At 69.7% G+C, this 17,950-nt stretch carries 18 protein-coding genes; 13 read left to right on the top strand and 5 right to left on the bottom strand.

Annotated features, from left to right (window positions below; all coding sequences use genetic code 11):
* Position 1 precedes the first annotated feature (1 nt).
* The 5 genes from AB0M28_RS12970 to AB0M28_RS12950 all read left to right on the top strand — a co-directional run bounded on the left by AB0M28_RS12970 (position 2) and on the right by AB0M28_RS12950 (position 5,994).
* Complete coding sequence (locus AB0M28_RS12970; RefSeq protein ID WP_365402370.1) at positions 2 to 1,279, top strand: MFS transporter; 1,278 nt, start codon at positions 2 to 4, stop codon at positions 1,277 to 1,279.
* An 11-nt stretch (positions 1,280 to 1,290) separates the two neighbouring features.
* Positions 1,291 to 3,117 carry a non-ribosomal peptide synthetase gene (locus AB0M28_RS12965; protein ID WP_365402367.1) on the top strand — a complete coding sequence of 609 codons (1,827 nt, stop codon included), beginning with the start codon at positions 1,291 to 1,293 and terminating at the stop codon, positions 3,115 to 3,117.
* An 8-nt stretch (positions 3,118 to 3,125) separates the two neighbouring features.
* Positions 3,126 to 3,944, top strand: coding sequence for an SDR family oxidoreductase (locus tag AB0M28_RS12960; protein ID WP_365402364.1), 819 nt, complete (start codon positions 3,126 to 3,128; stop codon positions 3,942 to 3,944).
* A gap of 10 nt (positions 3,945 to 3,954) precedes the next feature.
* Positions 3,955 to 5,139, top strand: a complete 1,185-nt coding sequence (locus AB0M28_RS12955; RefSeq protein ID WP_365402361.1) for a crosslink repair DNA glycosylase YcaQ family protein — start codon at positions 3,955 to 3,957, stop codon at positions 5,137 to 5,139.
* 81 nt (positions 5,140 to 5,220) lie between these two features.
* Positions 5,221 to 5,994, top strand: coding sequence for an alpha/beta fold hydrolase (locus AB0M28_RS12950; protein ID WP_365402359.1), 774 nt, complete (start codon positions 5,221 to 5,223; stop codon positions 5,992 to 5,994).
* An 87-nt stretch (positions 5,995 to 6,081) separates the two neighbouring features.
* On the opposite strand, the gene AB0M28_RS12945 is transcribed toward AB0M28_RS12950, so the two are convergent.
* Positions 6,082 to 6,237 (bottom strand): hypothetical protein, encoded by a 156-nt coding sequence (locus tag AB0M28_RS12945; protein ID WP_365402356.1) that lies wholly within the window; start codon positions 6,235 to 6,237, stop codon positions 6,082 to 6,084.
* A gap of 282 nt (positions 6,238 to 6,519) precedes the next feature.
* Here AB0M28_RS12945 and AB0M28_RS12940 point away from each other — a divergent pair, with 282 nt between their 5' ends.
* The 7 genes from AB0M28_RS12940 (at position 6,520) to AB0M28_RS12910 (ending at position 11,987) form a co-directional block, all read left to right on the top strand.
* Complete coding sequence (locus tag AB0M28_RS12940) at positions 6,520 to 7,545, top strand: helix-turn-helix domain-containing protein (RefSeq protein ID WP_365402353.1); 1,026 nt, start codon at positions 6,520 to 6,522, stop codon at positions 7,543 to 7,545.
* A gap of 172 nt (positions 7,546 to 7,717) precedes the next feature.
* Positions 7,718 to 7,984, top strand: a complete 267-nt coding sequence (locus tag AB0M28_RS12935) for a hypothetical protein (RefSeq protein ID WP_365402350.1) — start codon at positions 7,718 to 7,720, stop codon at positions 7,982 to 7,984.
* 43 nt (positions 7,985 to 8,027) lie between these two features.
* Positions 8,028 to 8,234, top strand: a complete 207-nt coding sequence (locus AB0M28_RS12930; RefSeq protein WP_365402347.1) for an MbtH family protein — start codon at positions 8,028 to 8,030, stop codon at positions 8,232 to 8,234.
* Positions 8,235 to 8,263: 29 nt separating this feature from the next.
* Positions 8,264 to 8,875: a hypothetical protein gene (locus tag AB0M28_RS12925; protein WP_365402344.1), complete on the top strand. Its 612-nt coding sequence runs from the start codon at positions 8,264 to 8,266 to the stop codon at positions 8,873 to 8,875.
* A gap of 108 nt (positions 8,876 to 8,983) precedes the next feature.
* Positions 8,984 to 9,337, top strand: coding sequence for a hypothetical protein (locus AB0M28_RS12920; protein ID WP_365402341.1), 354 nt, complete (start codon positions 8,984 to 8,986; stop codon positions 9,335 to 9,337).
* A 92-nt stretch (positions 9,338 to 9,429) separates the two neighbouring features.
* Complete coding sequence (glyA, locus tag AB0M28_RS12915) at positions 9,430 to 10,791, top strand: serine hydroxymethyltransferase (protein WP_365402338.1); 1,362 nt, start codon at positions 9,430 to 9,432, stop codon at positions 10,789 to 10,791.
* Between the two features lie 365 nt (positions 10,792 to 11,156).
* Entirely contained in the window at positions 11,157 to 11,987 is an 831-nt protein-coding gene (locus AB0M28_RS12910; protein ID WP_365402335.1) for an alpha/beta fold hydrolase, read from the top strand.
* 47 nt (positions 11,988 to 12,034) lie between these two features.
* Here AB0M28_RS12910 and AB0M28_RS12905 read toward each other — a convergent pair whose 3' ends face one another.
* From AB0M28_RS12905 to AB0M28_RS12890, 4 genes are all read right to left on the bottom strand, one after another.
* A complete protein-coding gene (locus AB0M28_RS12905; RefSeq protein ID WP_365402332.1) occupies positions 12,035 to 12,370 on the bottom strand; it encodes a hypothetical protein in 336 nt (111 codons plus the stop codon).
* 185 nt (positions 12,371 to 12,555) lie between these two features.
* A complete protein-coding gene (locus AB0M28_RS12900; RefSeq protein WP_365402329.1) occupies positions 12,556 to 13,080 on the bottom strand; it encodes a carbonic anhydrase in 525 nt (174 codons plus the stop codon).
* 120 nt (positions 13,081 to 13,200) lie between these two features.
* A complete protein-coding gene (gene frc, locus AB0M28_RS12895; RefSeq protein WP_365402326.1) occupies positions 13,201 to 14,430 on the bottom strand; it encodes a formyl-CoA transferase in 1,230 nt (409 codons plus the stop codon).
* Positions 14,431 to 14,488: 58 nt separating this feature from the next.
* Positions 14,489 to 16,042 carry an aldehyde dehydrogenase family protein gene (locus tag AB0M28_RS12890; RefSeq protein ID WP_365402322.1) on the bottom strand — a complete coding sequence of 518 codons (1,554 nt, stop codon included), beginning with the start codon at positions 16,040 to 16,042 and terminating at the stop codon, positions 14,489 to 14,491.
* Positions 16,043 to 16,442: 400 nt separating this feature from the next.
* Here AB0M28_RS12890 and AB0M28_RS12885 point away from each other — a divergent pair, with 400 nt between their 5' ends.
* Positions 16,443 to 17,810 carry an OFA family MFS transporter gene (locus AB0M28_RS12885; RefSeq protein WP_365402319.1) on the top strand — a complete coding sequence of 456 codons (1,368 nt, stop codon included), beginning with the start codon at positions 16,443 to 16,445 and terminating at the stop codon, positions 17,808 to 17,810.
* The last annotated feature ends 140 nt before the right edge of the window (positions 17,811 to 17,950 follow it).

Below are 17,950 nucleotides of genomic sequence, written 5' to 3'. Positions count from 1 at the left end.
CATGTCCCTCTGGCACAACCGCGACTTCCTCAAGCTCTGGGCCGGTGATGCGGTCTCCGACATGGGCAACCAGATCACCCAGCTCGCCCTGCCGCTGATTGCCGTGCTGACCCTGGATGCCTCCCCGGCGGAACTCGGCTTCCTCGGTGCTGCCCAGTTCGCTCCCGTCCTGCTCTTCGGGCTGGTCGCCGGTGTGTGGGTGGACCGGCTGCGCCGCCGCCCGCTGATGATCGCCGCCGACCTCAGCCGGGCCCTGTGCATCGGAAGCGTCCCGCTGCTCGCTGCTCTGGACCAGCTGACCATCACCTATCTGTGCCTGGTGGCCTTCGTCTTCGGCACCCTCAGCCTGTTCTTCGACATCGCCTACCAGTCCTTCCTCCCCTCGCTGGTCCGCCGCGACCAGCTCGTAGAGGGCAACTCCAAGCTGTCGGCCACCGGTACCGTCGCCGAGGTCGCCGGTCCCGCAGCCGGCGGCTGGATCGTGCACGCGCTGTCCGCCCCCGTCGCCCTGGTCTTCGACGCGGTCTCCTTCCTCGCCTCGGCCATCGGGCTGAGCATCATCAAGACCAGGGAGCCCGTGCCTGTGGCGGCGTCGGCAGAACGCGACCTGCGCCGGGAGCTCGTCGAGGGCCTCAGCTTCGTCACCCGGCACAAGCTGCTGCGGATCATCGCCGGGACCACGGCCACCAGCAACTTCTTCGGCCGCATCCTGTTCACGGGCTACACGATCTACCTGGTGCGGGAGCTGGACCTCAGCGCGGGCGTCATCGGCGTCACGTTCGCCTGCGCCAGCGTCGGCTCCGTGATCGGCGTGTTCCTCGCCGAGCGCTGTGCCCGCCGGGCCGGGCTCGGCCGGGCGATCGTCTGGTCGATCCTCATCGGCAACGCGGCCCTCCTCCTCATCCCTGCGGCCGGCAGTCTCGGCCTGCTGACCGTGCCGACGCTGGTGATCGGCATGTTCATCTGGGGAATGGCGAACCCGGTCTACAACATCAACCAGGTCAGCCTGCGCCAGGCCATCACCCCCGAGCGGCTGCTGGGCCGGATGAACGCCAGCATGCGGTTCCTGGTCTGGGGGACCGTGCCGCTCGGGTTTCTCGCAGGCGGGGCGCTGGGCTCGCTCCTCGGGGTGTGGCCGGCGCTGTTGATCGGCGCCGTGGGAGGCCTGGTGCCCGCCGTGTGGACGCTGCCGTCCGCGCTGATGGCGCTCCGTGAACAGCCTGACCCGTCCGAGGACGAAATGGATGAGTCCGCTCCCAGCCTGGCGGGTGCCGCATGAACAGAGAAGCCGTGCTGACCACGGCGGCACCGGCCGGGACCCATGGCTGCGGTCTGGCCGAGTCCGTTCAGGCCTGGGCAGGTGTGACCCCCGACGCCCCTGCAGTGATCACAGAGTCCGGGCACACCTCGTACGCCGAGCTGGAAGCTCTGACACAGCGCTACATGAAGGAACTGCACCATCGAGGTGTCCGCGAAGGCGCCGCCGTGTGCATGCTGATGCACCGGACGGTGGACTGGGTCGCGGTGGAGCTCGCCGTGCTCCGCCTGGGCGCCGCGTGTGTGCCGCTGGACCCGCAGTACCCACCGGCGCGGCACCGGTTGATGGTGGAGGACACCGCCCCTGTCCTGGTGATCGTGGGCGAGGGGATGAGGTTCCCCACCGACGCCGCGCCCACGATGCGCCCGGGTGCCTGGTCGCGCGACGTCGATGCGCTGCCCTTGCCGCCGGATGCCCGGCCCGGAGCGGACGGCGTGGCCTTTGTCTTCTACACCTCGGGATCCACGGGCCGGCCCAAGGGCGTGCTGGTGCGGCGGGGATCCGTCCGCAATCTGCTCGCGGCACAGCGCGAAGCGATGGCCCTGACGGCCGAGGACCGGGTCTCCCAGGCGTTCTCTCCCAGCTTCGACCTGTCGGTGTGGGACCTCGGGCTGGCCTTCGGAGCGGGCGCGGCAAGCGTCCTGTTCGACTCCGACGACGTGCACCGGATCCTCCAGGAGCGGCACGTCACCGTCTTCTCCTCCTCCCCGACATCCCTTGCCACCTTGCAGCCGTCCGGCCTGACACGGCTGCACACCGTGGTAACCGGTGGGGAGGCCTGCCCCGAGCGTGTCGCCCGGCGCATCGCCCCGCACTTCCGCTTCGTCAACGCCTACGGTCCGACCGAGGCGACCGTCATCTCCACGACCCATGTCATCGATCCGAACTCCTGCCGCCCGCTGATCGGACGGCCCCTGTCGCGGACCTCGGCCTATGTGCTCGGCCCTGATCTGCGGGCGGTCGATGACGGTGAGACGGGCGAGCTGTACCTGGGCGGTGCCGGCGTTGCGCACGGCTACTGGCGGCGCTCCGCCCTGACCGCCGACCGGTTCCTGCCCGACCCGTTCGCGGACGAGCCCGGTAGCCGGATGTACCGCACAGGTGACCGTGCACGCCGCGTGCCCGGCGGTGACGTGGACTATCTCGGCCGCGTCGACCACCAGTTGAAGATCCGCGGGTTGCGCATCGAACCGGGCGAGGTGCAGACGGCCATCGACCGGCATCCGGCCGTCGCCCAGTCGCTCGTCATGGGGTGGGGGGAGGCGGAGGACCAGCGCCTGATCGCGTACGTCGCCGCCGTGCCCGGAGGGCACCTGCGCCTGGACGACCTGCGGGCCAGGCTCGCCGAGGAGCTGCCCGCCTACATGGTGCCCGGCGCGTTCGTCGTCTTGGACGCCTTTCCGCAGAACCCGAACGGCAAGGTCGACCGCGCCAAGCTGCCACCGCCCGGAGCGGGGGACCGCGCCGCACTGGTCCCGGCCGGCAACGCCGCCGAGCAAACGCTGATCGAGTTGTGGCGGGACGTGCTGAAGGTGCCAGTAGGGCGCGAAGACAACTTCTTCGACCTGGGCGGCGACTCTGTCGCGGCCGCCCTGCTGGTCGCCCGTGCCCAGCGCGAGGGCATCCACCTGACCGTCCAGCATGTGTTCGGTACGGCCACGCTGGCCGAACTGGCCGACCGGACCATGCCCCTGGCGAAGGCGCCCGCGAACGGCCGGCAGCCACGACCGGCGGGCGGCACGGCGATCGACGAAGAGACACGGCGCAAGCTGGCCATGGCGATGGGGAGGCCCCTGTGACAGGTGGTATGTCAGGCAAGACGGCGGTTGTCACCGGCGCCGCACGGGGGGTCGGCGCCGCCACCGCTGTGCGGCTCGCCGAGGCGGGAGCCGACCTGCTCCTGCTGGACATCGGGCGGGATCTGCCGGAGTGCCCGTATCCGCTGGGCACCGAGGAACAGTTGAAGACGACTGCCGAGACCTGCCGCGCCTTCGGCGTACGGGTCGAAGCCCGCACCGTCGACGTCCGCGACCAGGAGGAGCTGAACGCCGCCGTCGCCGAGGCGAATGCGGTCTTCGGGCGCATCGACCTGCTGGTCAACAACGCCGGCATCGTCGGACCATCCGGCAGCGTGGCGCACGAAATCACCGAGCAGGAATGGCAGCTGATGGTCGATGTGAACCTCAGCGGCGCCTGGCGTGCGGCGAAAGCGGTGCTGCCCGCCATGGTGGCGGCCCGGGCGGGCAGCATCGTCAACATCGCCTCTACCGCCGGCTCGGTCGCTTTCCGGCTGTTCGCGGGCTACGTCTCGGCCAAGCACGGCGTGGTCGGCCTGACCAAGGCGCTCGCGGTGGACTACGCCCCCTTCGGTATCCGGGTGAACGCGGTGAGCCCCACCTCGGTCTACGAGTCCCCCGCGGAGTCCCCCGGGATGCTCTCCGGGGTGGCGGACATCATGAACGTCGACCTGTCCGGCTACGAGCGGACGTCCCGGCAGCTCCATCCGCTCGGCACCCTGGTCTACCCGGAGGACGTGGCGGCGGCCGTGTGCTGGCTGGGATCCGACGAGGCGGCCCGCGTCACCGGGACAGTACTGTCGGTCGATGCTGGATTCACGGCACGGTAAGGAATCGGACATGCTGTCACGCGACCAGACCCGGGCCCTTGCGGTACGCGCACAGGGCTTCGGAGAGGCCTATGCACGGCCCGTGGACGTATTGCGGCGCATCGGCACCATTCAGCTGGACTCGGTGAACTACCTGGCGCGCAGCCACGAACTCACCGTCTTCTCGCGCTTCGGACCCTATGCGCCAGATGCTCTCCATCGGGAGATGTACGAAGAGAAAGAAGGATTCGAGTACTGGGGGCACTCCGCTTCCTGGCTGCCCTACCAGGACTATCCGCTCTTCCTCCACAGGGCGGAGCGCCTGCGCAGGCTCGGGCGTGGTGCGACGACCGTCAATGCGGACAGCCGTGACGAGCACGCGGCGCTCTATGAGTCGATCCTGCAGCGCATCACTCGGGAAGGCCGGCTCGGCGCCGCGGACTTCAAGGCCGACAAGCGGACTGGTTCGGGATGGTGGAACTACAAGCCGGCCAAGCAGGTGCTGGAGGACCTGTTCGACCAAGGGGTGCTGATGTGCGCGACCCGCTCCGGCGGGTTCGCGCGGGTCTACGACCTTGCCGAGCGGGTACTTCCGGCGGGCACCGACACCAAGGATCCCGGCACCGCGGCCGCCGTCAAGGAGCTGGTACGCCGCAGCGTCCGGTTGCTCGGCGTAGCCACCGCGCGCCAGGTGGCGGACTACTACCGGCTCCACAAGTGGAAGGCGCCCTGGCGTGAGGCGCTCTCGGAGCTCGTCGAGGAGGGCGAGGTCCGAGAGGTCACGGTGGAGGGCTGGCGCGGCAGCGCCTACGTGGCCGACGGGGCACTCGACGGCGACCTCACCATGCCGGACCACCGCCCGGCCTTCCTCTCCCCCCTCGACAACCTGCTGTGGGACCGCCCGCGAGTAACCGCCGCCTTCGGGTTCGAACACAAGTTTGAGATCTACGTACCCGCGGAGCGCCGCAAGTTCGGGTACTACGTACTGCCCCTGCTGGTGCGGGGCCAGCTGGTGGGGCGGGCCGATCTCAAACATGATCGCGACATGTCCGTCCTGAAGGCCGTCGGACTGTGGCTGGACTCGCCCGACGTACTGCCTGACACGGCCGTCGCCCTGCGCAATCTGGCTGAGCACCTGGGGGCGGGCGCCGTCGAACTGGGCGCGGTCCATCCGGAGGCCCACCGGGCAGCTCTCGCCCGCCTCCTTGACGCCTAGATGGAGCTCCCGGCACGGCGTGCACCGCACACAACTGGCCACATCAGGCACATCGCCCCCCAACGAAAGGAGGATCGCGCCATGCCCGCACGGACCCGGCACTCGCCATGGCTGCGCAGATCCACCGCCGCCGCCCCCCGGCTGCGTCTGCTGTGCCTGCCCCATGCCGGCGGCACCGCCGCACTGTTCCATCCCTGGCGGCGCTGGGCTCCGCCGGACGTCGAAGTCGTCGCGGTCCAGTACCCGGGCCGCCAGGACCGGCTGAACGACCCTTTGCCGCACAGCCTGCAGGCCCTCGTCGACGAGTTGGTCCCGATCGTCACCGCAGAGGCGGACCTGCCCCTCGCGCTCTTCGGGCACAGCATGGGCGCGACCGTCGCGTTCGAGGTAGCGCACCGCTTGGAGCAGATCCCCGGATGCGGCCTACGGCATGTGTTCGTATCCAGCCGGCGCCCTGCCGATCCGGGTAGACGCGGGCTGCCGGGGTCGGCGGGCCCGGCGGGCCTGCCGGACGACGCGGAGATCATGGCCCGGATCCGACGGCTCGATCCTCAGGGGGCCGAGCTCTACGACCATCCGGAGCTGCGGCCGCTGTTGTGGCCGTCGGCCCGGGCCGACTTCCGGATGCTGGCCGGGCACCGGACCGATGCCGTCACGCCGTTGCGAGCCCCGATAACCGCGTTCGGCGGCGAGAGTGATCCCGTCTGCCGCCCGGACGACCTCGCCACCTGGTCCCGGTTCACCGGCCACCCCGTTGACGTGGAGCTCTTCCCCGGGGGCCACTTCTATCTCCGCGATCTCGAGGCCGAGGTGGTCGGCCGGATCACGGCGATCCTCGGGGCGGTCGCGTTCTAGGGCGATCGGTGCCACCGCGCCTCAGGCCGACGGCCCGGCCCCCGGTCGCTGCCGGGGTCCGGGCCGTCGGTTCGACAGGCGGCTCGGCTACTGCCAGCCGTTGTTGTCCGTACCGCCGTCATCGGGCGTGGTCGTCGTGGTGGTGGGCTGCTGGTCGCCGTCGGTGGCGGATGCCCGAGGCAGGGCGCCTCCGAGGAGGGCAAGTACGACGACGATGGTGCACAGGACGACGCGCTGAATCATTCGCTGAGGTGCGGAGAGCAGCTTCACCATGAGTCTCATCCCAGTGGTTCGACGCCGGAGCGGTGTGGACTGATGGCAAGCAATCCTGCACAACGCACGCTTCCGGCACCTCAGTTGAGCGCTTCAGGGTGCTGCCATGGCAACGAGATGCCAAGATCCTTCACCGCTCCTCCGGCGGTCTCCAGCCTCGGCCCCGTTGACCTGGCCGTTACCTCCTGCTGATAATCCCCCGGAGGAAACGGGCCGGTCTCCAGGCGGCCCTGGGCAGCTTGGGAGTACCGAGTGGCGGGTCTCTTCGGGTTGGATGCGTCGGCTGAAACGATCTACCGGCTGATGCTCCGCCACCCCTACATGCGACTGCCCGCTATCGCGACGGAACTGGGTCTGACGCACGAGCAGGTGCGCCGGGGCCTCGATGACCTGGCCCAGATGTCGCTGGTGCGCTCCTCCTGGGAGGAGCCGGGAGCGCTGCGGGCGGTGCCCCCGCAGGTGGGACTCGGTTCTCTGCTGGAGGCCGAGGAACGGGACCTGCACGCCCGCCAGGAACAGCTCGCCGCACGCCGGATAGCGCTGGAGCGAGTGGTCGAGGAGTACCGCAGCGAGTCCAGGAACCGTCCGTATGACGGTGTCGAGCAATTGGCGGGGATCGACGCGATCCGCGAGCGCATCGAGACCCTGGCATCCAGCTGCCAGTCGGAGATCCAGGGATTCGCTCCCGACGGTGCCCAGACAGAGGCGAACCGCGAGGCCAGCCGCCCCGCGGACCTCGCCACTCTGGACCGCGGGATCAGGATGAAGACGATCTACCTCGAGAGCCTGATGCAGGACTCGGCCTCGCTGGCGTACGCACGCTGGCTGATCGAGGAGGGCGCAGAGGTGCGGACCGTCGCCACCCTGCCGATACGGATGATCATCTACGACCGGCGCTACGCCCTGCTGCCGATCGACCCCGACGACACCGCTGCCGGTGCGCTCCTGCTCCGCGGCGCCGGCGTCGTCCTCGCCCTTTGCGAGCTGTTCGACCAGATATGGTGCACGGCGATGCCCATAGAACGCGCCCGAACGGCACCGCCGGAAGGACTGTCGCGGCAGGAGAGAGCGGTCCTGCGCCTGCTGGCCCAGGGCCACACCGATGAGGTCGTCGCCCGCAAGCTCGGCGTTTCCGTCCGTACCGCGCGTCGGGTGACCGCCGGCCTGCTGGCCCAGTTCAACGCCCGATCCCGCTTCCAGGCAGGGGTCCAGGCGGCGCTCGGTGGATGGGTCGACGCCGACGGGTCTGCCCTGGACTCGCCGCGGCCGGTCGGCTGAGCCGCAATCACCCTCCGACATCTGCCTGGCCTACTCCTGCCACGGCAGGAAGCGCGCCGCGGAAGCCATTGTTGCCCGCGTTCAGGGGCTGCTCTACTCGTCCTCGGCAAACGACGGACGAGTGACGAAGAGGACACATGCCCCTCAGTCCTCGAGCCGCGCCATGATAGGCGTGCGGCTCGCATTTCGCATCGATATCGAAGGAATTCCGCCGTCCGAGGAGGTCTTACGGGCTGCGGTCCTCGCGTCCGCCGCAGCCGCGGACTTCGGTGTCGAGCACATTTGGCTGCAGGGACTCCGCGGCTATTTCCATGTCGTGCTGTATCTCGACAGCGCGTCCGAGCCGGAGTCATTGCTCGCCGGATCTCTCGTCGGAGCATCCACCGTGGAGGCGCTACCGAGCCTGAACTTCACCGGAACCAATCTTCTGCACGGTTAGGAAAGAAGGCGTAAATCGCCCGCAACGCGTTAGGGAGTGAATCATGTTTGACGACGAGAACGCCCGATTCGACGTAGTGGTCAACCACGAGGAGCAGTACTCGATCTGGCCGCACGGTCGGGACATCCCGGAGGGGTGGACCACAGTCGACATGTCGGGGACCAAGGCGGAATGCCTTGCATACATCGACGAGACCTGGACCGACATGCGTCCGCTCAGCCTGCGCAAGAAGCTGGATGCGCTGGCCTGATCATGCTGAGCGCAGGAATCGGCAGTATGGTGAGCGACACCAAGCTGCTGGAAGCCCTGGTGATCGACGCGGTGCCGGCCTGCGCGCACGGCATCGCGTCGATGCTCCGGACTTCCGGCTTTCTTCCCCGCACCGTTCTCCCCGGGGATGCCGGCATCGACGGCGAGGAGCCTGCCGTGCTGTCGGTGCGCACCGAGAACGAGTGGACGTGGCTGCGCCGGGCCCGGTCGGGCGACCGGGACCGCTGCATCATCGCAGTACTTCCGGACGAGAACTGCGCAACGTTTCGTAGAGCGTTGCGGGACGGGGCGACGGCCGCGATTCCGCAGAGCGCACCGCTCGACGATTTCGTGCAGGTCTTCGAAGCAGCCGTGGCCGGAAAGTGCGTGCTCCCCGCAGGGATCGCCGCGACACTTGCCGAGGGCGCCCGCCAGGGAGTACCGGACGGGGTGCAGCTCAACGGTGCGGAATTGCTCTGGATCAGGGCTCTCGCCAAGGGCACGACCGTGGCGGACCTCGCGGTGCAGTCCTGTTACTCGCAACGCGAGATGTATCGGTGGCTGAACAAGCTGTACTCCCGGATGGGAGCACGCGACCGCACCGAGGCCGTGGTTCTGGCCGGCAAGTGGGGAATCGTCTAGCCGCCTCCGGCCGCGCACGCCACCCCTTTGCATCTCCAGAAGTCCGGATATCCAGACCGGCATTGACGAATGAGGCCCACGACACGAGACGAAAGAGCGGCTCACCACATGATCGACATGATGGATGCCGACCTGGGCATCACTCCCGCCCTGCTGCTCAACCCCGCCGGGCCGAACATCCCGGACATATGGGCGAAGGCATCTCTACCGATTTCCGAGAAGCGCCTGATCGGCGCCATCGACGACATCGACCAGCAGCTCATGAGGCTCATCGTCCGGCGCTCGGTCCTCCATGGCGAACTGCGCGCCGCCAGGCGCGAGAGCGGCGCTCCGGAGCAGCGGCTGAGCTACGACAACTGGGTGCTGGCCAGATTCGGCCAGGCGCTCGGCGACAACGGACCCGCGCTGGCGTTGCTCCTCATGAAGCGCTGGCCCGAACGCCCGAAGGGCGTAAGCCCCTGACGACACCCTGCCGACCCATCATCTGCACCCCCGTCAGCAACCATCCCCCGATCAAGCTTGGCACGGCCAGGCGGAGCTGAGGAGCTCGACTCGTGATCACCACCATGGACACCGCGACGGGAGCGCTGGCCGCCCACGCCGCCCTGGGAGTCGAACGACTTCTGGCAATGGACCCCGCGCTGCACAGCATGCTGGAACGCGAACACCTCCGGCAGGAGGCGACCCTCGCCATGGTCGCCTCGTCGAGTGCCGCCGACCCCTCGGTGCTGGCCTGCGCGGGGAGCTCCTTGTCCAACCTCACCACCGAGGGCTACCCCGGGGCCCGCTACCACGCCGGCTGCGCGATCGCCGACGAGGTCGAGCAGCTCGCCACCGACCGCGCCCGAAGCCTGTTCGCCGCCCAGTACGCGAATGTACAGCCGCACTCGGGCAGCACGGCCAACCAGATTGTGATGTGCGCCCTGCTGCGTCCCGGGGACACCGTCCTCGGCATGGAGCTCAGCGCCGGCGGTCACCTCACCCACGGCTCCCGGGCGTCGATGTCGGGACGGTTCTTCGACTCCGTGGGATACGGCATCGACGCGGACGGGTTCCTCGACTACGGCGCGGTGGAGCGGCTCGCCAGGCAGCACCGGCCGCGACTGATCGTCTGCGGCGCCAGCGCCTACCCCCGGGCCATCGACTTCGCCCGCTTCCGGGCCATCGCGGATTCCGTGGGGGCGTTCCTGCTCGCCGACATCTCGCACATCGCCGGACTCGTCGCGGCCGGGATCCACCCGAGCCCGATCGACCACGCGCACGTCACGACCACCAGCACCTACAAGCAGCTCTACGGGCCGCGCGGCGGTCTGATCCTCAGCGGCCGCGACAGCCACACGGTGCTGCCCGGCGGGCGGCGCACGCTGGCACAGGCCCTCCAGCACGGCACGTTCCCGCTGCTGCAGGGGACCCCGGACCTCGGGGCCGTGGCGGCCAAGGCGAGGGCATTCGACGTCGCCGCGCAGCCCGAGTTCCGCGCCTTGGCCGCCGCGATCGCCGTCAATGCGCGATCCTTGGCGGAGGCCTTGGCCGACCTGGGGCACGCACTCGTCACCGGCGGCACCGACAACCACATGGTGCTGGTGGATGTGGGCCGCGGCGGCCTGACGGGAGCCGCCGCCGAGCAGGCCCTCGCCGACTGCGGCATCATCGTCAACCGCAATCAGGTGCCCGGCGACACCCGCGGCCCGCGTATCACCAGCGGGATCCGCCTGGGCGCCAACACCCTCGCGCTGCGCGGGATGGGACCGAACGAGATGCGGATCTGCGCGGCGCTGATCGACCGGATACTGGCGGCCCTTCCCCTCTCCAGCGGCGATGCAGTGACGCTGGATCACGCGGTCCGGAACGAGGTGCGAGAGGCGGTAGCCGAGCTCTGCCGGGCCTTTCCGCTACCGCACAACGCCCTCCGCTGAAGAGTTCGGGCTCGGGATGCGGGTCACGGAGCGGCGCAAGCTCATTGCCGACCAGGCACGTTCCGGGCTGCCGACCTCGCACAGAAGCTCGGCTCGGCATCTCCCTGCCCAAAACCAGCAACCGCCTCAAGCGCCTAGTCCAAGCGGGAGCCCAGCGTCGTACCCGCATCACCGATTCCGACCGAGGTGGCCATTTCACGAGCTGGGTGGGACGCGATCTACAGTTCCCGGCCAAGGCTCCTCCATGCCCCACGCCAGTTCGGCTACGCCGCAGCCGTCTCCTGCTCGCCGTGGTCTCCGGCAGGGTTGACGGTCCCGCTCGCGCAGTGAGTTACTCCTCAGTACGCGACGTTCGGGAGGACGCTGTGCTGGAGTACGAACGAACAGGGTCCGGAGAGCCGCTGGTTCTGCTGCACGGCATCGGGCACCGTCGGCAGGCTTGGGAACCGGTGATCGAGCGGCTGGCCGCGGAGCGTGAGGTGATCCTCGTGGATCTGCCGGGGCACGGCGGCTCCGGCAGGTTCAGGCCAGGGGGCCGACCGCCGCTCGACGCGATGCGGGCGCAGCTGACGGAGTTCATGGCCGAGCAGAAACTGGACCGGCCGCACATCGCCGGCAACTCGCTCGGCGGCTGGATCGCCCTGGACATCGCCGCGGCGGGCGGGGCGCGCAGCGTCACCGCGTTGTCCCCCGCCGGATTCTGGTCCTCCTACGTCGATGTCTCGTACACCGGCGTCCTGTTCACCGTGATGCAGGCAAGCGCCGCGCTGGTGGCTCCGATCGCGCCGCAGATGGTCAGGTCGGCGTTCGGCCGCTGGGTGCTGATGGGGTGGATAGCCGCCAAGCCGTCGCGGCTGAGCCCCGAGCGGGCCCTCGGCGACTTCCGCGCCTTCCGGCGGGCGGCCGGCACGGTGTTCCGGTTCCTCCGGGCCGGCGGCAAATTCAAGGGCGGGGTACCGGCGGGCGTGCCGGTCAGCATCGCCTGGGCCGGGCACGATGTCGTGCTGCCACGCTATCAGCGCCGACGCGCCCGCCGGCTCCTCCCTCAGGCCGAACATCACCTGCTGGAGGGTTGCGGCCATGTACCGATGTCCGACGATCCGGAGCGGGTCGCCGAACTGATCCTCCGCGGCAGCGCCTCGGTGGAGCCATCGCAGGACATGGCCCCGGCGCGACCGGATCAGCACGCCGACTGAGCTCAGTGGTCCCACGGGACCATGCCCGCCGCGGCCCCGGCCCTCCGTCATCGCGCCGGTAGCCGCTGGGTGAAGTTCGGCAGCGCGATGATCACGTCAAAGTAAGTCGTTCCGGACCCCGGTGAGCGAGTCGGCGGAGATCGGTCGCCGATGGGTCTCCCGGTGTCGGGCATCCGCCTGCAGCGCACGGTGAGCAGCGGGTCGACGTCCTCGAGCGACCCGTCGTGGCCGGAGCGGCTATGAGCCAGGAGCTCGACGGAGGGCAGCAGTGCGACCGTCGGCCAGCCTGCGACCAGCACCGGGCGCCAGGCCAAAGCCGGGGCGGCGGCGATGTTTGCTGCCAGGGATACCTGGATGCCCAGCAGGAACGCGACCCAGAACACCCAGCGCTCCCGTCAGCCGGCCCCGCTGTTCCGGCGCAGCAGCCCGACCGGGCCGAGGCGCTGATGCGCGGGCACACCCGGCGTACCACCGACTTCTCCTGCGCGCAGACCGCCGCCGCGGCCAGGCTGCGGGAACAGGCCTGACCGCGGCGGGGAACGGCGACGGGAGGTCACACCGGGGCCGCTCAGGCGCGGCCGGAGACCTCCCGCAGCCGTCCGGTCGTCACGTCGAAGACGAATCCGCGGACGTCGTCCGTGTACGGCAGGAACGGCGACGTCCGGACCTTCTGCATCGACTGCCGTACGTCCTGGTCGACGTCGGTGAAGCTCTCCACCGCCCAGCTGGGGCGCTGCCCGACCTCCCGCTCCAGGATGTGGCGGAAGTCCTCGGTCAGGGTCTGCAGTCCGCAGCCGGTGTGGTGGATGAGGACCACGCTGCGGGTGCCGAGGGCGCGCTGGCTGATGGTCAGGGAGCGGATCGTGTCGTCGGTGACGACGCCGCCGGCGTTGCGGACGGTGTGGCAGTCGCCGAGTTCGAGGCCCAGGGCCGCGTGCAGATCGATCCGGGCGTCCATGCAGGCGACGACGGCCACCCCGAGCACGGGGCGGGCGTCCATGCCGGGGTCGGTGAATTCGGCGGCGTAACGCCTGTTCGCCTCGACGAGGCGGTCGGTGACGGTGGTGGCGGGTTGGAATGCTGCTGTCGACATGAGGTGCGGCTCCCTCTGATAGACGCTGCTTATCAAACGCGGGGACGCGGACGTACCTTGAAGCCGCCCCGCGCCCTACGGATCGACGCCGGGCGCGGGGCGGGGCCGGTGGGCAGCGGGTCAGATCACGCCCTGCGCCTGCAGCAGCGGCAGCTCGGCCGGGTCCAGGCCCAGCTCGCCGGCGTAGACGTCGGCGTTGTGCTCGCCGAGGAGCGGCGAGGCGGTGATGTCCGTCGGGGAGTCGGAGAGTTTGAGCGGGTTGCCCACCGTGACGTACGAACCGCGCTCGGGGTGCGCGACCTCCACGATCATGTCGTTGGCGGCGAGCGAGGCGTCCTCGATGATCTCCTTGGTGGACAGGATCGGCCCGCAGGGGATGTTGTGGGCGTTGAGCTGCTCCAGGACCTCCCATTTGGGCAGGGTGGCGGTCCACTCCTCGATCAGCTGGAACATCTTGCCCAGCTTGGGCAGCCGGGCCGCGGGGGTCGCCCACTCGGGGTCGTCGGCGAGTTCCGGTCGGCCGATCAGCTCGCAGAGCGGTCCCCAGCCGACCGGCTGGACGATGACGTAGACGTAGTCGTTGGGGCCGCCGGGCGCGCAGCGGACCGCCCAGCCGGGCTGGCCGCCGCCGGAGGCGTTGCCGGAGCGCGGCACCTCGTCGCCGAAGTCCTCGTTGGGGTACTCGGCGAGCGGACCGTGCACGAGGCGCTGCTGGTCGCGCAGCTTCACCCGGCAGAGGTTCAGCACCGCGTGCTGCATGGCGACGTTGACCCGCTGCCCGCGCCCGGTGTGGGTGCGCTGGTAGAGCGCGGCGAGGATGCCGGCGACGGCGTGCATACCGGTGCCGGAGTCGCCGATCTGCGCTCCGGTGGCCAGCGGCGGGCCGTCCTGGAGCCCGGTGGTGGCCATCGAGCCGCCCATCGCCTGGGCGACGACCTCGTACGCCTTGAATCCGGTGTACGGACCCTCGCCGAAGCCCTTGATGGAGGCGTAGACGATCCGCGGGTTGATCTCCTGGATGACCTCCCAGGTGAAGCCCATCCGGTCGACGGCGCCGGGGCCGAAGTTCTCCACCATCACGTCGCAGCGGCGGATCAGCTCCGTCAGCAGCTCCTTGCCGCGTACGGTCTTGGTGTTCAGGGTGATGCTGCGCTTGTTGCAGTTGAGCATGGTGAAGTAGAGGGAGTCCGCGTCCGGGATGTCCCGCAGCTGGGTGCGGGTGATGTCCCCGGACGGCGCCTCCACCTTGATCACGTCCGCTCCCAGCCAGGCCAGCAGCTGGGTCGCCGACGGACCCGACTGCACATGCGTCATGTCCAGCACCCGCACGCCCTCAAGAGCCCTCGTCATGTTCCCACCTCGCTTGTCGGTCGAACGTCTGGTGTGCAGCGCTGTGCCTCGCCGTCCCTCACGGCATGAGCTGGTACTCGGGGAAGTTGCCGGGCAGCCGCTCCCCGGCGGGCCCCTCGGTCACGGCGCGCACCAGCAGCTCCCCGCCGACGAAGGCGCCCCGCCAGGACTCCCCGAAGCCGCCGAACAGCTCGTCGCGGTCACCGCGCGAACGGGGCACGCCGCGGCCGACCTTGAAGGCGCGGATCTGCGGGGAGAGCCGCCGGTACGTGGCCTCGTCGTCGGTGGAGAGGGTGGCCACGAGCGCGCCGTTCGACGCGTTCATCGCCGCCAGCAGCTCCGCCTCCGTGTCCACGAGCACGATCGTGTCGACGGGCCCGAAGGGTTCCGCGTGGTGCAGCGGCGACGACGGGGGCGGGCCCAGCAGGGTCACCGGGTGGACGTACGCGCCGGCGTCCTGACCGGGCAGGAACAGCGCGGGGTCGGGCGTACCGCGGTGCAGCGGTACGGCACCCCGGTCGACCGCCTCGGCCACCAGGTCGGACAGCTCCTTCGCCTTGGCCGCGTTGATCAGCGGCCCGAAGTCCAGCTCGGGGTACGGGTCGCCGGCGTTCACGACCGCCAGCGGGTGGCCGACGCGCAGCGTGCGTACGGCCGGCAGGTACGCGGCCAGGAAGTCGTCGAAGGCGTCGCGCTGCACGACGAAGCGCGGGTAGGCGGTGCAGCGCTGCTTGCCGTAGTCGAACAGCTTGGGGATCACGGCGGTCAGCTGGTCCCAGTCGGTGAAGTCCCACACGCCCCAGGTGTTGAGGCCCTCCTGCTCCAGGATGTGCCGCTTGCCCAGGTCGGCGACGGCCGTGGCGACGGCGGCCCCGGTGTCCCGGCCGCCCACGAACGACACGCAGCCGATCTCGGGCGACCGCACCAGCGCCTGCGACAACTCCCCGCCGCTGCCGCTGACCAGCGTGAGCGGGACGCCCTCCCGGGCCGCGAGGGCGCACGCCAGGGTCAGACAGGCGACACCGCCGTCGGTCGGGGTCTTGGCGATGACCGCGTTGCCCGCCAGGGCCTGGACCAGCATCGCGTGGACGAGCACGCTCATCGGGTAGTTCCAGCTCGCGATGTTCGACACCGGACCGGGCAGGGGTGTGCGCCCGCCCAGCAGTCCGTCGATGCCGTCGACGTACCAGCGCACGCCGTCGATCGCCCGGTCGACGTCGGCCGTGGCCAGCCGCCACGGCTTGCCTATCTCCCACACCAGCAGCAGGGAGAGCAGTTCGCGGTGCTCGGTCAGGGCGTCCAGGGCGGCGCCGACGCGGGCGCGGCGCTCCGCCAACGGCACGTCGCGCCAGGCGCGGTGCTGGTCGAGTGCGGCGCGTACCGCCTGCTGGGCGGTCGCCGCGTCCAGCCGCGGCGGCCCGGCGATGGGGCTGCCGTCGACCGGGCTGCCGGCCGGCAGCGGGCTGCCGTCGGCGTGCCAGGTGCCGTCCCACAGGTTCAGGACGCGGTCGTCGCGGAACGCCTCGGGGGCGACGGCAAGGCAGCGCTGCCATGCGTCGTGCCAGGAGGTCCCGGCCTTGAGGGTGGTTGCCGGCTTGCTGCTCGTTGCCATGTGTTCGGTCTCCGCTCTCGGTGCACGTACGAGGTGAAGAGGAAGGGGTCCTGAGGGCTTCCGGGTCTCCCGTCCCGCGAACTACCCGTCGCCGGGGGCTTGCCCCGGCGCGCGTCGGCGAGGAGCGTGATCTTGCCGTCCGGGTTCCAGCCTCGACACCGCCTGAAAATTGCTGCACGACCCCTGGACAGCACTCACGGGATACGGGATAACACTCTTCATACAGTATTCGTCGACTGTATGCAATATCCCAAGAGTCAATCACCAGGGACCTCTATGGACTGACCGACAGGGAGCCGGCGCCGGTCGCGCGCCACCGACTCCCGTCCTTACGCGCACAAAGAGAACTCGTCAGGGGGCGCTGACCAGATCTTTCGACCGCAAGGAGTGCGTAAGCCACATGACAACCGTCGACTACCCGACGTCCGTCACCCCTCAGGAAGTGACGGACCGCAACGGCCGCGTGTACCGGATCGGCGAGACCGATATCGACATCATGGGCCGCCCGCGCAAGTGGATGGTCATCCTGCCCTGGATCGGCATGATGGGCATCAGCTCGGCCGAGTACGCGTTCACTTCGGCGGAGGACACGCTGCACACCGCGCACATGTGGAGCAGCGGGCACATCTTCTGGCTGATGGGTGTCTGGGTGTTCTTCCAGGCGGCCGTGGCCTTCCCGGCGGGGCAGCTGCGCGAGAGCGGCAGACTTCCCGCCCGTACGGCCATGATGCTCGGCGCCGTCGGCACCATGCTCGGCTACGTCTCACTGGCCTACGCACCGCACGTGCTCGTCGCGTATCTGGGCTTCGGTGTCTGCAGCGGCATCGGCGCCGGTCTGGTCTACGCGACCTGCGTGAACATGGTCGGCAAGTGGTATCCGGAGCGCAAGGGCGGCAAGACCGGCTTCGTCAACGGCGGTTTCGCCTACGGATCCGTGCCCTTCGTCTTCCTGTTCACCTCGTACATGGACCTGAGCAACTACCAGACCGTCCTCGCCTGCGTCGGCGTCGGCCTGTGTCTGGTCGTGGCGGGCGCCGGCTGGTTCTTCAAGGACCCGCCGAAGAACTGGTGGCCCGCCGAGGTCGACCCGCTGAAGGCGACCGAGGACCCGCGGATCGCCCGGGCGCTGGCGAAGAACCCGCCCTCGCCCAAGCAGTACACGCCGCGTGAGGCGGCCCGGCAGCCGGTGCTGTGGATGATGTGGGTCTGCCTGCTGTGCACGGCCGGGATCAACATCTTCGGCATCGCCTTCCAGGTGCCGTTCGGCAAGGACATGGGCTTCGCGGGCGGCATCGTCGCCACGGCCATGTCCCTGAAGGCGATCGTGAACGGCACGGGCCGCGGCATCATCGGCTGGATCTCCGACCGCACCGGCCGGCGCAAGACACTGATCATCGTCTGCCTGGTCCTCGGCTCCGCGCAGTTCGGCGTGCTGGTCTCGGGGCAGATGGGGTCGATGCCGTTCTTCCTCTTCTGCTCCATGGTCTCCGGTTTCGGCGGCGGGGCGATCTTCCCGCTGTTCGCCGCGATGACCGCCGACTACTTCGGCGAGAACAACAACGCGTCCAACTACGGGATGGTCTACAGCTCGAAGCTCATCTCCGGGCTGGTCGGCTCCGGCCTGGGCGCCGTCGTGGTCGGCGCGTGGGACTACGAGGGGGCGTTCGTACTCGCCGGGAGCATCGGACTGGCCTCGGCCGTCCTGGCCGTGTTCCTGAAGGCTCCCGAGCGGACGGGGGTGCGGGACTCCGTACCGCAGGCGGGGTAGTCCGATGCGGAGTTGAGGAGCGCGCAAGGCGCGACGGCGCGCCGGAGCGCCTCTACGGCGGCGGCAGCGAGCACCGGCTGCTGCAGGAGATGCTGCTGGGCATCGGCGGCGTCCGTGCCGTACGGACGTACTGCCGGCTC

The organism is Streptomyces sp. NPDC051940 (assembly GCF_040680895.1).
In the GTDB taxonomy this organism is placed as follows: domain Bacteria; phylum Actinomycetota; class Actinomycetes; order Streptomycetales; family Streptomycetaceae; genus Streptomyces.
This window is presented reverse-complemented; position numbering and strand designations above follow the sequence as displayed.